This window comes from Chryseobacterium candidae (assembly GCF_004916905.1).
GTDB lineage: Bacteria > Bacteroidota > Bacteroidia > Flavobacteriales > Weeksellaceae > Chryseobacterium > Chryseobacterium candidae.
On record NZ_SDLV01000012.1, the window covers coordinates 78,673 to 93,053 of the forward strand.

Below are 14,381 nucleotides of genomic sequence, written 5' to 3' on the forward strand. Positions count from 1 at the left end.
ACTGACCATTGACAAATACTATTAGTACAATCTTACTACTTCAAATCCCTAACTTCTTTATGAAAGTTTGAATTCTGCTCCGAATACCTTAATTTTGTGTTCCCAAAATTTTTTGCTGTATGGACTATTTGAAAGGACTCAACGAATCACAATATGAAGCCGTTACCTCTTTACAGGGACCTCTCATGGTACTTGCCGGAGCAGGTTCCGGGAAAACGCGTGTATTGACCATGCGTATTGCCCATTTAATACACAACGGAATAGACCCTTTCAATATCCTGGCGCTTACCTTTACCAATAAAGCGGCACGGGAAATGAAAGAACGTATCGCGAAGGTAGTAGGAGACAGCAATGCGAGAAGCCTTTGGATGGGAACATTTCACTCCGTTTTTGCAAGAATTCTGAGAATTGAGGCTCATTATCTCGGATATCCTTCCAATTTTACCATCTATGATCAGCAGGATGCCCTGAATGTGATTAAAAAAGTTCTGAAGGATATGAATATCGATGCCGATCTTTATAAACCTAAAAAAGTTCAGGCAAGAATCTCAACCTATAAGAATAATCTGATTACCGTAAAAGCATATTTCAACAATCCTGAACTGATGGAAGCGGATGAAAAAGCGAATATGAAATTCATCGGGCAGATTTATCAGAAATATGTGGATCAGTGTTTCAGAAACGGATCTATGGATTTTGATGACTTGTTGTTGAAAACCAATGAATTATTAACCCGTTTTCCGGAGGTATTGGCGAAATATCAGGACAGATTCCGATACATCATGGTAGATGAGTACCAGGATACGAATCATTCTCAGTATCTTATTGTAAAAGCATTGGCTTCAAAATTTGAGAATATCTGTGTGGTAGGAGATGATGCACAGTCTATCTATTCTTTCCGTGGGGCAAATATCTACAATATCTTAAACTTTAAAAAAGATTATCCGGATGCTATAACGGTATCTCTGGAGCAGAATTACCGTTCCACACAAAATATTGTAAATGCAGCGAATGTTGTTATTGCTAAAAACCTTCAGCAGTTTAAGAAAAATGTATTCAGTGATAATGAAGAGGGGGACAAGATCAAAATTTACCGTTCTCTTTCTGATGCTGATGAAGCGAACTTTGTGGCAGGAAATATCTGGGAACTTCGTAACCGCGATCAGAGGAAATACAGTGATTTTGCCATTTTATACAGAACCAACTCTCAAACACGTGCTTTTGAAGACGCCCTGAGACGTAAAAATATTCCGTACAAAGTATATGGAGGTCTTTCTTTCTATCAAAGAAAAGAAGTAAAAGACCTTATTGGATACCTTCGTCTTCTGATCAATGAAAATGATTCGGAAGCATTGATGAGGATTATCAATTATCCGGCAAGAGGAATTGGAGAAACAACACAGAATAAACTGATCGTTTTTGCGGATGCCCACAATATTGCGGTTTCAAAAGTATTGGAAAATCTTCCGATGTATGCACCGCAGCTAGGTCTGAACAATGGAGTTTTAAACAAACTGAACGATTTCTGGTCCATGATCAAAGCTTTTCAGGTATTGCTGAAAACAGAAACAGCTTACAGTGTGGCTATGGAAGTAGCAAAGCGAAGCGGATTAATCAAGTTTTTAAAAGATGACCAGACTCCTGAAGGGATTTCCAGAGTAGAAAACGTTCAGGAATTGATGAACTCCATGCAGGGGTTCATTGAAGAGCAGATGCAGCTTGAAGACGGAGATCCGAGTCTTTCCAACTTCCTGGAAAATATTGCCCTTTCTGCAGATACTCAGGATAAAGAGTTGGAAGATGATATGGTTTCTCTGATGACCATTCACCTTTCAAAAGGATTGGAATTCCCCGTGGTTCACCTGGTAGGGCTTGAAGAAAACCTTTTCCCAAGCTTTATGAGTTCAGCCACCAGAGAAGATCTGGAAGAAGAGAGAAGATTATTCTATGTAGCATTAACAAGAGCCGAAAAACAGGCTTTCTTCTCCTATGCTGTTTCACGTTTTCAATGGGGAAAAATTACGGATGCTGAGCCTTCAAGATTTTTAAGTGAAATAGATGATGAATATATTGAATTCCTTAATCCTGCTTTGGAAAAAAGATTTATCAATAATTCAGGAGTGAAATCCAATATCTTTGATGAACATCCTTCTGAAATAAAATCTTTCAAAAAGGTTGAAAAGAAGACCATTGACAGAGGTGATACTTCCAAACCTGCTCCTGAAGTAAGAAAACTGAAACCTGTAAGCACTGCTAAAATTATCAATCCAAGCGGAGCTTCTTCTCAGGATATTGAAGTAGGTGATAAAGTGAGACACGACCGTTTCGGAATAGGAGAGGTGACTTTCCTGGATGGAACAGATCCTCAGAATATCAAAGCAAAAGTAGTTTTCATGCATGAAGGAGAGAAAAACCTGATTCTAAAATATGCTAAACTGACTAAGATTTAATTTCAAAATAAAAATATAAAAGAAACGGATTCAATTTTTGGATCCGTTTTTTTATTTGAACGCGAAGCTCGCAATTTGATTATCTAGATCTACTATTTTCGATCGCGAAGGCGTTGCACTTAGCAAAGACAAATCCTCTGCTGAACGAAGTGCCGTTGCAACCGGAAGAATAATCAATAAGCAGTTTATTTCTTCGCGTGCATAGCGTTTTCACTATTTGTTTTGAAGTTAACCTTTTATAAAACAATGTTTTGTATGTGTGTTACCTTAATTTATCATAACTTTAAATGAGGGATAGAAAGAAACGATAACTGTTTTTTACAAAAACAAAGTCTATTGGTTTTGTAGACTAATAAATATATTTTACATTTGCACCTTGTAAAAAACATAAATGTTAATCAAATTCTAACCTATGATAAATAAGAAAACTATTCTTTCGGCCTCTGTTTTATTTTTTCTCGGCGTGTTTACTTACGGACAGGAAAAAGACAGCATAAAAGCACATAAAGACACCATAAAGACCAATAATGTAGAAGAAGTGGTAGTATTGGGTTCAAGAGCCGGTGCAAGATCTAAAACAGACAGCCCGGTTCCCGTAGATGTATTCAATGTAAAAGAATCTTCAATTATCCTTCCACAAACCAATATCGGACAAATTCTGAATGCGGTTGCTCCTTCATTTACTTCTACAATTCAAACGAATTCAGATGGAACAGATCACCTGGATCCTGCACAGTTAAGAGGTTTGGGACCAGATCAGGTTTTGGTTTTGGTAAATGGAAAAAGAAGGCATACTTCAGCATTGGTGAATGTAAACGGAACACCAGGAAGAGGAACTGTTGGTACAGATTTGAATGCTATTCCTTCTTTTGCTTTAAACAGAATTGAAGTATTAAGAGACGGAGCTGCTGCACAATACGGCTCTGATGCCATTGCCGGCGTGATCAATCTTGATCTGAAAAGAGATACAGGAAAACTTGCAGGACAGATCAGCTATGGTGGAAACCTTACCCCAGCGGCTAATGACCATACCGGGGATTTTGACGGACAGAATATTCAGCTGGATTTAAACTATGGGAATAAAATCGGTACTAAAGGTGGTTTCTTTAATATTACCTGGTCTTCACAATTCAGAAATCCAACGTACAGAGCAGGTACTGAAAGTGGAAAAATCTACAACGCTTATAATGCGATTGAACAACGTGCCTTGAATGACGGAGTCAATCTTTCTTCTCTTTTTACCAATATAAATAATACTCCCAATTCACAGCAGATTATTGATTATGTACATCAGTATGCTCAGGGAGTAAACTATTTTAGTGCAACTCAGCTCTCTGATATACAAAATGCAAATACATTCAAAGACATTACAGATGCCTCAGGGAATGTTCTTCAGAAAGGACTTTGGTCTTTACTGAGTGCTGATGTGACAGATCAGGAACTGGCTTACAGAGGACAGGGCAGAAAGGATTTTAATATGCAGGTAGGACAATCTAAACTGAATAATCACCAGCTTTTTGTGAATGCAGAAATCCCTGTAAGTGACAACTGGAAAGTATATACTTTTGGAGGATACAGTTTAAGACATGGAACTTCCGGAGGATTTTACAGAAGACCTAGAGAAAGCAGAACTTTTACAGGATTGTATCCTAACGGTTATCTTCCACAGATCGGAACAGATATTCAGGATATTTCATTAGCAGCGGGAATCAAAGGAAACTGGGAAGGATGGAATATTGATTTCAGTAATACGTACGGACAGAATTCATTTACCTATAATATTCAGAATACAGGAAATACCTCAATGCGTTTTGCTTCACCAAGAGAGTTTAATGCAGGAGGGCTGAGATTTTCTCAAAATACGATCAATTTAGATTTCTCTAAAAAATATGATGTGTGGGAAGGAATCAATGTAGCATTTGGAGCAGAGCACCGTTATGAGAATTTTAAAATTACTCAGGGGGAAGAAGCTTCATATGCAACCTATGATGTTTCAGGAAACGTATGGAACGGAAATTCTGTGAGACCTACAGATTTCTTCGGAGCATTACTTCCGGGAGGATCGCAGGTATTCAACGGATTTAAACCAGGAAATGCCGTGGATAAAAACAGACAGTCGGTAGCTGCCTATGCAGATATTGAATTTAACTTTACCAACTGGTTATTGGTAGATGCTGCAGCGAGATATGAAAACTATTCAGATTTTGGTTCTACATTCAATTATAAGTTGGCTTCAAGAATCAAGGTAGCACCTGATTTCAATGTGAGATTTGCAGGTTCTACAGGATTCAGAGCACCATCTATCCACCAGATTTATTATAATGTAACCTCTACATTGTTTACCAATAATCAACTTTTGGAAGTAGGAACTTTCAGCAATGATTCTCAGCTGGCAGGATTGCTGGATATGCCAAAACTGAAACAGGAAACTTCCAAATCAGCAAGTGTAGGATTTACTTACAGAATTCCTTCGGCAGGACTTAGTTTTACTGCAGACGGATATTTCACGAGAATTGATAACCGTATCATCCTTACTGACCAGTTCTTAAGAGCAAGTGTTCCTCAGAAAGCTCAGGAGGCTTATGATCAGTTGGGAATCAATGCTGCCCAGTTCTTTACCAATGCCATTGATACAGAAACAAAAGGAGTAGATGTAGTGATTTCACATCATGCAAGATTCTCAGGATTTAAACTGGATAATAACTTTGCCATTAACCTTAATAAAACAAAACAGGTTGGTGATATCCATTCTGCAGGGCTTTTACAGTCGCCACAATTGGAAAAAGTTTATTTCTCTGAAAAATCGAGAGTATATCTTGAAGAAGCTGTACCAAGAGTGAAAGCCAGTCTTTCGCACACACTTTCATGGAAGAATGCAAGCTTGTATCTGAGAAATACCTACTTCGGAAAAGTGACAGGTGCTGATATTATTGATGTGAACGGAGACGGAATTATTGATTTTAATGAACATCAGCAAATCGGAGATAAGATCATTACCGATCTATCTGCGGCCTATCAGTTTACCAAAAATGTAGGACTGACTTTAGGGGTAAACAATTTGTTTGATATCTATCCAACAAAAAACCTTACCGCTTCTACCAATAACGACCAGTTCATCTATTCACGTTCCACTTCACAGTTTGGACAGAACGGAAGATATGTTTTTGCAAGATTGAATTTCAATTTTTAAATACATACAAAAGATAATGCTTATAAAAAAACAGTTCAGAAATCCTGAACTGTTTTTTATGAAATTTTATTTTTGAAGCCTTAAGATTCAAAAAGAGTTTAAGAGCCTTAATATGAGCTTCGCTTTAAGCTTAAAAATCAGAATGATTCCTCTTAAGTAAACTTTATTTCTTAAATCCTTCTTAATGTCTTTTCATTTATATAATTTGAATTTTATCTTTCTACCAATTCTTTCACTGGCTCACCATAATGGTCAATTTCTGTGGTATTGATCTGAAGAAGCTGATACCATTTCCTGAAAGCTCCCGCAAACACAATCAGCATAAGAACCATTGCGGTTACTGCTAAAGCAGCCAGCAAGTACTGTCCTTTAGGAATATAAATGTCCTTCACCTGTATATAGCCTGCCCAGAAAGTAATTCCAGCCATAAAAACACCCGGAATAGCCGAGCATAAAGCATACTTTCCTCTGTTCATTCTTATCAGCATCGTTGTACACACAATAAGTCCGCAGGCTGCCAACAGCTGATTACTGATTCCGAATAACGGCCAGATACTGTTTACATTTCCGGTATACACCAGATATCCCCAGGCAAAAGTGAAAAGAAGACTGCTGATAATAATTCCGGGAATCCAGTTTTTATCATTAAATTTTGGAACAACAGACCCCAGCATTTCCTGTAAAAAGAAACGTCCCACTCTTGTTCCGGCATCAATGGCAGTAAGAATAAATACCGCTTCAAACATAATGGCGAAATTATACCAGTAAGCCGTCAGCTGATCCATATATGGGATTTTATTAAAGATATGAGCCATTCCCACCGCCAGAGATACTGCACCTCCGGTTCTGCCATAAAGATCGATACCTATTTTTTGTGAATAGTAATCAATATCTACTCCGTGCAAAGTAGGATGCGCTGCTAAAAATGAATCATAAGCCTCTTTGGGAGTATTGATAGCAAAATAATCACCGGGCATCAGCGTACATGCAGCAATAAGTGCCATTAATGCTACAAATCCTTCTACTAGCATGGCACCATATCCTACAAAAAGGATTTCTCTTTCTTTATTCAACATTTTAGGAGTCGTTCCGGTAGCAATCACTGCATGGAATCCGGAAATGGCTCCGCAGGCAATTACAATGAAGATAAAAGGAAGTACCGGACCGCCAATAATGGGACCACCACCATTAACAAAAGCTGTAATAGCAGGCATCTGTATCGTAGGATGAATAACAATGACTCCGATAGCCAGCATAATAATAGTTCCTATCTTTAAATAAGTAGAAAGATAATCTCTCGGAACCAAAAGAAGCCATACAGGCAATACAGAAGCAATAAAACCATAAAGAGGAATAGCAATGGAAATCGTTGTAATATCCCATGAAAATAAACCATTCATTGTAGGGTTCTGCATCAGCGTATGGCCTCCGATAATCCCTGCTATCAAAAGAATGCCGCCTAAGATACTTGCAAACAGAACGCTGTTCTTTTTATAGCGCATGATCAGCCCCATAATAACAGCAATGGGCATGGTAATGATTACTGTAAAAAGAGACCATGAAGCTTCATGCATTGCATTGATACAAGCTAAAGATAAACCTGCCAGTGTAAGAATCAAAATGAAAAGGATGGCAAACCCTGCAACTGTACCTGTTGCCTTCCCGATTTCTTTGGAAGCAATAGTAGCTAGGCTCTGTCCTTTATGTCTTACCGATGCAAAAAGTACGATCATATCGTGTACTCCGCCTCCCAGTACGCAACCTATCAATATCCATAATGCGCCGGGAAGATAACCGAATTGTGCTGCCAGAACAGGTCCTACTAAGGGTCCTGCGGCGGCAATAGCGGCAAAATGGTGTCCGAAAAGTACATTTTTATTGGTAGCTACATAATCTTTACCGTCTGCAAATTCTACAGCAGGTGTGGTATTTCCGTCATTGAGCCGGAGAACTTTATTCGCAATGAAGATACCATAAAAACGGTAAGCTATCGCAAAAAGAAGAACAGATACAAAGATGAGAGTAAGAGCGTTGATATTGTTTAAAGATTCCATATCACTTATTTTTGTTGATGAAAAATTAAATTATTGGTGTTTTTGTTGTTAATAATTTAAACAATAGCCAAGGTAATTAATTCTTAATGAAAAATATCAATATGTATATCAATCTAGCAAATTTGTATTTGTTCTGTATATTATTAATTTGATTTACAGGTTTTTTAATTATATTATCGTCTGTAGATGTATATCTTATTTCTTTTGTGAAAGAACAAAATCAACCATCTGATCGGTAAGTTGATCCAGATAAGTTTTATCCGTAGTACCAAAGCCGTGTACTCCGCCATCAACGATGATCAGAGAGCTCTGTATTTTGGCTTTGTTTAATTTTCTGTGAAGTTTTCTAGACTGGCTTAAAGGAACTATTTTGTCATTATTTCCCTGAACAATTAAAGTAGGTACTCCCTCTGAAACAAAATAAACGGGAGATATTGTTTTAAGGTAATCAATAGCTCTGTCCTGGTCTTTTCTGATATCATATCCGGAAATTCCTTTCACCAGATTTTCCTGTAAACCGACAATTTTTTTGGACATTAAACCGATCAATCCCACCGGAATTGTTCCTAATCTTGTATGAAAAAGCTTGTTAAGATCTGCCGGCCCGTAATGATCTATCACATAATTTACTTTGGCAGAATAAGACGAAAGTTCCGGATTACCCAGATAAGTATTGTCTGGTGTGTAAGCTGCCATCATGGAAAGATGAGCTCCGGCTGAAGCCCCGAAAAGCCCTATATTGTTTGTGTCTAGGTTGTATTTTTCAGCATTCTTTCTGACCCATCGTACAGCATCTTTGGTGTCTTCCAAAGGCAAAGGAAAATGAATGCTGTCACTTAAAAGCGTATAATTGATACTGATGACTGCATATTTTTTGTCTATCAGTTTTTTTACAGTCGTTTCAAGATAATTATCGGCATTAACCACTTTGTCACCTTCTACCCATCCGCCTCCGTGAATGTAGATCAATACCGGAAGCTTTTCAGCGCTGGTGTTCTTAGGAGTATAGAGATCAAGAGCCAGAGGTTGGCCTTTTCTGCTGGTTTTGTAGACGATATCTTCGGAAACTGTTGCAATTTCAGGGAGTAATGTACTTTTTACAGCAGAAGCTTTGGTTGGCCTTAGTGGTAAATCTTGTGAAAAAAATAAATTTGTAAAGCTTAAAAATAAAATAAAAAACAGGTTTGTGGAAAACCTGTATGTTGATATATTGTTGATTTGTGATTTCATAATAAATTTTTAAGGAATATTATTTTACTAACTCCTCAAAAAGCTTACCAAAAGTAGCATTAAGATCTTTTGATTTTCCCGGATGAGGTCTGGAGGTCTGCACCACAGAACTTCTTACTGCTGTCAGCCATCGGAAACGTTCCGGAATATCCATAAAGGCAATAGGACCGCCATCTTTCTCACCATTAGCAATTTTTTTAAAACTTTCCAGATTATGAATAATATCATCATAATCCAGTTTGCTGTGCATCAGCTTAAATTTATCCGGACACAAATAGAACTCCACTCTGATGAATTTCTCCTTCTTGGAAAACATCACCAGTCCGATATTGAAAAATTCTTCTCTTTCAACTTTAGGTACCAGGCGTATTACCGCATACTCATATATTTTATCCTCTTGCATTTTTCGCTTCGTTTACAAAGATTTGAGAATTTTCTAATCGGGTTTTCATAAACTGAAAATAGATCTCACGGATTTCTTCCGGTGTTTCATCCGCATCATTCCAGTGTAACCAGTCTTCAGGAATCATATTGACAATATCCCTGAAAAGCGTGTCATTCAAAACTTCATGGGCAAATTGATCAGCTTCATCAAGCATTTTTGCCTTAGGAAGAAGCACGTGGTCTTTCACATATTTGAAAGGTGTTTTGGCCGCTGTATCAAAATTCTGCCAGGAGTGGTGAAAATAGAACGAAGCACCATTATCAATGATCCAGAGTTCTTTATGCCACATCAGCATATTGGTGTTTTTAAAAGTACGGTCAATATTGGTAATGAATGCATCCAGCCATACAATTTTGGAAGCCAGAAGCGGATCTACACTGACTCCCGGATCATACGTAATAGAGCCGGACAGATAATGTAGCCCAAGATTCAGACCTTCAGAAAACTTCAGAAGATCCTGTATTTCCTCATCAGCTTCCGTTCTTCCGAAATCAGCATCAAGATTAACGAAAACAAGTTCAGGAATTTTAAGTCCCAAAGCTTCGGTAATTTTACCGCCCAACAGTTCGGAAATCAGCATTTTTACCCCATGGCCTGCACCACGGAATTTTAATACATATTTGAAATCATCATCAGCTTCTGCCAGAGCCGGAAGAGATCCTCCTTCTCTTAGTGGCAGAATGTAACGCATCACGGTTACAGTTCTTAAATTCTGCATACAGCAAAAATAAGCTTATTTTTTAATAATTTTTTTAGTGAATTCCTTTTCGTCTGTTTTATATTGCAGGAAATAAATACCGCTGGCCAAATGCTGAAATGAAATACTGTAACCATTTTCTGTCTTATTCAAATGATAAGGCATGACTTTTCCTGAAGCTTCTGCAAGTGAAATTACTTCAAATTGTTTTTTAGAAACAATGTTAACAATGTTTTGAACAGGATTTGGATACATTTGAAGTCCGTTTTCTATAGTTATTTCCGCTGTATGTAATGTATTTACAACCACCAGTTTTGTTTTGGTAGTGATTACTCCACAGGCATTGGTTGTCAGTTTAACATGATAACTTCCAACCGCATTATAGGTATGTGTTGGATTTTCCAGAGTAGAAGTGATACCGTCACCAAAATCCCACAAATAAGCAGCTGCATTCTGTGTGGTATTTGTAAACTGAACGGTTCCTGCTCCGGTAAGCTGATAAGTGAATCTGCTGTGAACATCATTGTTGGTTACATACCATTTATCAGGCTGGTTATACACTTCTGTTTTCACAATATCTTTGATCAGTTGAGCCTGTGCAGAAGTAAGATTTCCGTTAAAAGGAATCTGGGTAGGATCTTTTTTGAATATAATCGTATAGAATGTATAGGCTGCCGCCATAGAACCTATATAACTGGGATGAGATTCATCCTGATCATACAATTCAATGGCTGGATTTTGCTCTCTGATTGTTCTCCAGACTTTGCCTACCGGAGAGACAATTCCTTCATTACTGAGTGCCATCTCCATATAGCGGTTATAAATTTGAGTATCCATTCCCTGATAGGTACAAACAGTAGGAAGCCCTGGACAATTGGCTGCATCACCGTTTTTACGACCCCAGGTCATATAGAAAATAACATTTCCACAAGGATTGGCTGTTTTAATTAAATTGGAGAGCTGAAGGGCATAAGGATACACCTGACTTTGAACCTGTGAATCTGGAAACGAAGGAAGCTGGCTTTGTTCCTGCAATACCACATAATCCCAGTTTCCCTGATTGATGTCTGAAATGACATTCGGGTTATTGAAGTGATCCTGTAGCGTAGCACCTCCCGGAGTCTGGCTGTGATGCTCGAATACATCGCCATCAGATGCGGCAATGCTTTGAATAAGACCAGGTAAATTATTGACGTACGTATAACTGTTTCCAATAAAAAAGACCCTTTTAGTCGTCTGGCTCAGGATCAAAGAAAAAGTAATTAAAAATAAAGAAAGTAGAGTTTTTTTCATAAATTTCAGTTTGAATTAATTCCATAAATATAAATAATATTAAATAAAACCCCTTTATTTATGAATTTGATTAGTGAAAAGAATGTATACTTAGAAAATAAAGAAACAAAAAGTTTTCTTGCAGATATTTTTTATCCGGATACTGAAAAAAAACTTCCCCTGGTTGTATTTGTTCACGGCTATAAAGGGTATAAAGACTGGGGCGCATGGAACCTGATGGCAGAAAAGTTTGCTGAAGCAGGTTTTTTCTTTGTCAAGTTTAATTTTTCACATAACGGAACAACGACAGAGGATCCGTTTAACTTTGGAGACCTTGAAGCTTTTGGAAATAATAATTATTCTAAAGAACTTTCTGACCTTGGCGTAGTGATTGATCACTTTAGCAAAGATTCTCATGTGGATGATGAAAAAATTATATTGATCGGCCACAGCAGGGGAGGAGGAATTTCTATCATTAAAACATTCGAAGATGAAAGGATCAACGGATTGATTACTTTGGCCAGTGTGGATACATTAGATCGTTTTCCAAAAGAAGAAGCTTTTGAGAAATGGAAGAAAAACGGAGTCTATTATGCCCTGAACGGGCGTACCCAACAGGAAATGCCTCATTATTATCAGTTCTATGAGGACTATGAAAAAGATATTCACCGTTTTGATGTGGAGCGGGCTGCAGAAATGGCTAAAGCTCATATGCTGATTATTCATGGAACAGAAGATGAAGCGGTAGAAGTAAAACAGGCTGAGCATCTTCATATTCTCCACCCCAATTCTGAGCTGTTTCTGATTGAAAATGCCAACCATACCTTCGGCGCAAAAGAACCGTGGACAGAAAATGATCTACCTAAAGACCTGCATATTGTCACTGAAAAATGTATTGATTTTATAAAAGAAAAATTGAAATAAAACGCTTAAAACTGCGTTATTAGAATTAACCACCATACAGTATAATTATGAAAAAAACTATTGCAGGCGCATTTGCGCTTTCACTATGTGTTGTTTCATGTAAAAAAGAAACAAAAACAGAATCTTCTGTAAGCAGTGATACTTTGGCTACAGTAATGCCTGAGGATTCCGTAACAAACCCCAAAACAGATTCAACATCAATTGCAGCATCTTCTTCTGCTCCCGCTACGGAAAATATTATCACCAAAAATGTAGGCAAATATCCTCATGATATTAAATTCTTTGAAGATAAAAGTATTTCAGAAAGACTTAAAAAACTTACCGGTGCTCAGTATGACGAAATGGTAAAGAATTTCAATGTGGAAAGCCCTGTTTCTTCAGAGAACGGAATTTACAAGCTGGCAGGATGCAAACAGCATGACTGTCCCGGATATGCGACAAGCATTTTTTATGATTCTAAAAATGATAATTTTAACGTTTCCATAGATAAAAACGGTAAGGTAACAGATTTTGCTGAAAAAGGAAAAATTACTGTTTCAGAATCGCTTAAATCCAAATAATAAAAAAAGGAGTGAAACTTTCACTCCTTTTTTTATTGATTTTCAATAGATATCTTTAGTTCGTTTTAACAGCATTCTTTTTTACTGCCTTTAAAAGACTTCGAAAGTTTTTCATAGTCATCATTTCTGTTGTAGGAGTAAAAATGGTTGCTTTCTGATCTTTATCTACAGAAACTTCCGAATATGCTTTTAAAGAATATATCTTTTTCATGGTTGTAATATCATAAACATCCATCATTGCAAAAGTTTCATTTTTTTTGTATTCATACTGGGTTCCAATGGAATTGTCCAGGCAGTTTCGTACTTTCATTGTGTAGATGTTTACCAGAAAATTAAAATCAGAATTGTTTTTCAATTCCTCAAGATCTTCATTTTCCGGTTCAAATGGAATATCATTTTGAATGAGGTTCCCCGCTTTTGCCATTTTTAAATCATATGCATTACCATTGCTTAAATTTTGAAATAGCTGAAGAGTTTCTTTACCCATCATTTCTCTGTGGTGCGAATCTCCCCCTGTTCTGATATCATTAATCAACCATTTTTTGTCTTTAGAAAACACTAATGCTTTACTGTAAATACCATAATCTTTCCTTACCGGATAATAGCATGACTGTAAAGCTATGAATAGAAAAAAGATAAAGAAAATATATTTTTTCATGAATGCAGCTCAATTATTTGATTAGTAATTTCCACGCTTCTTCAATTTTACTTTCCAGAAGTAACTTCTGGGCCTCAAGATGGATATTTTCATCGGCATGAAAGTCACCGGCAGGTAATACTTCGGTGTTGGCAAGCATTCCAAGGTCATTTCCTGTAAACACTTTGCTGTATTTGATAGAGTCTGGCAGCAGATCGAAACCGATTCCTTTTGTTACCAAGGGTTTTGGTACTTCAAAAAGACTGTTTTCGTTGCTTCTGGAATACCAGTTGCTTCCCAGACGGGCTACCATATCCAGTTTTTTCTGATCCAGATTTCCGTCTTCATTCAGATATTCTTCTCTGATGTGAATTTTCTGAACTTCACAGATGACAAGATTTCCTGCACCACCCTGATCACCCAATGATTTTACCTCTAAAACTTTGCATTCGAAGTTAACGGGGCATTCTTCAATCAGCTTAGGCTGAACAAGGTCTGCCTCTTTCATGGTAAGACCGGATTTGATAAATTCATTCACTCCGGTTTCGTATTCTGTAGATGCTAAAGAGATCTGCTGTACAATTGGAAAGTTCACTGTTCCAATTACCACTTCAGGTACTTCAAGAACATTTTCCAGCGTATGTTTGGTGGTATTGTCACGAACTCTTCTTGATGGTGAGAAGATCAGAATCGGAGGAACCGTACTGAACATATTAAAAAAACTGAACGGAGACAAGTTATTATTACCGTCTTTATCTACAGTAGATGCCAGTGCAATCGGTCGTGGTGAAACGGCTGTCTGCATAATGGTCTGTAATTGTACGGAGGTTATCTCGGAGGGGATTACTGTTTTCATGTTTTTCTTTTTAACACTTAATTCAACTTAAGTATTCAAATGATATTAAAAGATGCTTCGACTCCG

Annotated in this window: 11 protein-coding genes; 4 read left to right on the plus strand and 7 right to left on the minus strand. The window is 37.4% G+C overall.

Annotated elements, in window-relative coordinates; all coding sequences use genetic code 11:
- Positions 1–119: 119 nt before the first annotated feature.
- Both EK417_RS06790 and EK417_RS06795 read left to right on the plus strand, forming a co-directional pair.
- Positions 120–2,450: an ATP-dependent helicase gene (locus tag EK417_RS06790; protein ID WP_076596219.1), complete on the plus strand. Its 2,331-nt coding sequence runs from the start codon at positions 120–122 to the stop codon at positions 2,448–2,450.
- Positions 2,451–2,862: 412 nt separating this feature from the next.
- Positions 2,863–5,640: a TonB-dependent receptor plug domain-containing protein gene (locus EK417_RS06795; protein WP_136521708.1), complete on the plus strand. Its 2,778-nt coding sequence runs from the start codon at positions 2,863–2,865 to the stop codon at positions 5,638–5,640.
- Between the two features lie 212 nt (positions 5,641–5,852).
- On the opposite strand, the gene EK417_RS06800 is transcribed toward EK417_RS06795, so the two are convergent.
- The 5 genes from EK417_RS06800 to EK417_RS21650 all read right to left on the minus strand — a co-directional run bounded on the left by EK417_RS06800 (position 5,853) and on the right by EK417_RS21650 (position 11,359).
- Complete coding sequence (locus tag EK417_RS06800; RefSeq protein WP_181416139.1) at positions 5,853–7,694, minus strand: carbon starvation CstA family protein; 1,842 nt, start codon at positions 7,692–7,694, stop codon at positions 5,853–5,855.
- A gap of 195 nt (positions 7,695–7,889) precedes the next feature.
- Entirely contained in the window at positions 7,890–8,924 is a 1,035-nt protein-coding gene (locus tag EK417_RS06805; protein WP_136521709.1) for an alpha/beta hydrolase, read from the minus strand.
- A gap of 19 nt (positions 8,925–8,943) precedes the next feature.
- Positions 8,944–9,327 (minus strand): DUF3037 domain-containing protein, encoded by a 384-nt coding sequence (locus EK417_RS06810; RefSeq protein WP_076596222.1) that lies wholly within the window; start codon positions 9,325–9,327, stop codon positions 8,944–8,946.
- Entirely contained in the window at positions 9,314–10,087 is a 774-nt protein-coding gene (locus tag EK417_RS06815) for a HipA family kinase (protein WP_076596223.1), read from the minus strand. Before EK417_RS06815 ends, EK417_RS06810 begins: the two co-directional genes overlap by 14 nt.
- A 15-nt stretch (positions 10,088–10,102) precedes the next feature.
- The gene (locus EK417_RS21650; protein WP_136521710.1) at positions 10,103–11,359 is read right to left on the minus strand and encodes a T9SS type A sorting domain-containing protein; all 1,257 of its coding nucleotides are present in this window, start codon (positions 11,357–11,359) and stop codon (positions 10,103–10,105) included.
- A 60-nt stretch (positions 11,360–11,419) separates the two neighbouring features.
- Between EK417_RS21650 and EK417_RS06825 the strand changes: the two genes are divergently transcribed.
- Both EK417_RS06825 and EK417_RS06830 read left to right on the plus strand, forming a co-directional pair.
- Positions 11,420–12,262 (plus strand): alpha/beta hydrolase family protein, encoded by an 843-nt coding sequence (locus EK417_RS06825; protein WP_136521711.1) that lies wholly within the window; start codon positions 11,420–11,422, stop codon positions 12,260–12,262.
- A gap of 47 nt (positions 12,263–12,309) precedes the next feature.
- Positions 12,310–12,822, plus strand: a complete 513-nt coding sequence (locus tag EK417_RS06830; RefSeq protein ID WP_136521712.1) for an Ivy family c-type lysozyme inhibitor — start codon at positions 12,310–12,312, stop codon at positions 12,820–12,822.
- A gap of 55 nt (positions 12,823–12,877) precedes the next feature.
- On the opposite strand, the gene EK417_RS06835 is transcribed toward EK417_RS06830, so the two are convergent.
- On the minus strand, positions 12,878–13,480 hold the full coding sequence (locus EK417_RS06835; protein WP_136521713.1) for a hypothetical protein: 603 nt from the start codon (positions 13,478–13,480) through the stop codon (positions 12,878–12,880).
- A gap of 13 nt (positions 13,481–13,493) precedes the next feature.
- Positions 13,494–14,315, minus strand: coding sequence for a flavin reductase family protein (locus EK417_RS06840; protein WP_076596228.1), 822 nt, complete (start codon positions 14,313–14,315; stop codon positions 13,494–13,496).
- Between the last annotated feature and the right edge of the window lie 66 nt (positions 14,316–14,381).

Bases quoted from the DNA above. Each gene is read 5' to 3' on its own strand.
- EK417_RS06790 (WP_076596219.1), top strand. From the start codon at position 120: ATGGACTATTTGAAAGGACTCAACGAATCACAATATGAAGCCGTTACC.
- EK417_RS06795 (WP_136521708.1), top strand. From the start codon at position 2,863: ATGATAAATAAGAAAACTATTCTTTCGGCCTCTGTTTTATTTTTTCTC.
- EK417_RS06800 (WP_181416139.1), bottom strand. From the start codon at position 7,694: ATGGAATCTTTAAACAATATCAACGCTCTTACTCTCATCTTTGTATCT.
- EK417_RS06805 (WP_136521709.1), bottom strand. From the start codon at position 8,924: ATGAAATCACAAATCAACAATATATCAACATACAGGTTTTCCACAAAC.
- EK417_RS06810 (WP_076596222.1), bottom strand. From the start codon at position 9,327: ATGCAAGAGGATAAAATATATGAGTATGCGGTAATACGCCTGGTACCT.
- EK417_RS06815 (WP_076596223.1), bottom strand. From the start codon at position 10,087: ATGCAGAATTTAAGAACTGTAACCGTGATGCGTTACATTCTGCCACTA.
- EK417_RS21650 (WP_136521710.1), bottom strand. From the start codon at position 11,359: ATGAAAAAAACTCTACTTTCTTTATTTTTAATTACTTTTTCTTTGATC.
- EK417_RS06825 (WP_136521711.1), top strand. From the start codon at position 11,420: ATGAATTTGATTAGTGAAAAGAATGTATACTTAGAAAATAAAGAAACA.
- EK417_RS06830 (WP_136521712.1), top strand. From the start codon at position 12,310: ATGAAAAAAACTATTGCAGGCGCATTTGCGCTTTCACTATGTGTTGTT.
- EK417_RS06835 (WP_136521713.1), bottom strand. From the start codon at position 13,480: ATGAAAAAATATATTTTCTTTATCTTTTTTCTATTCATAGCTTTACAG.
- EK417_RS06840 (WP_076596228.1), bottom strand. From the start codon at position 14,315: ATGAAAACAGTAATCCCCTCCGAGATAACCTCCGTACAATTACAGACC.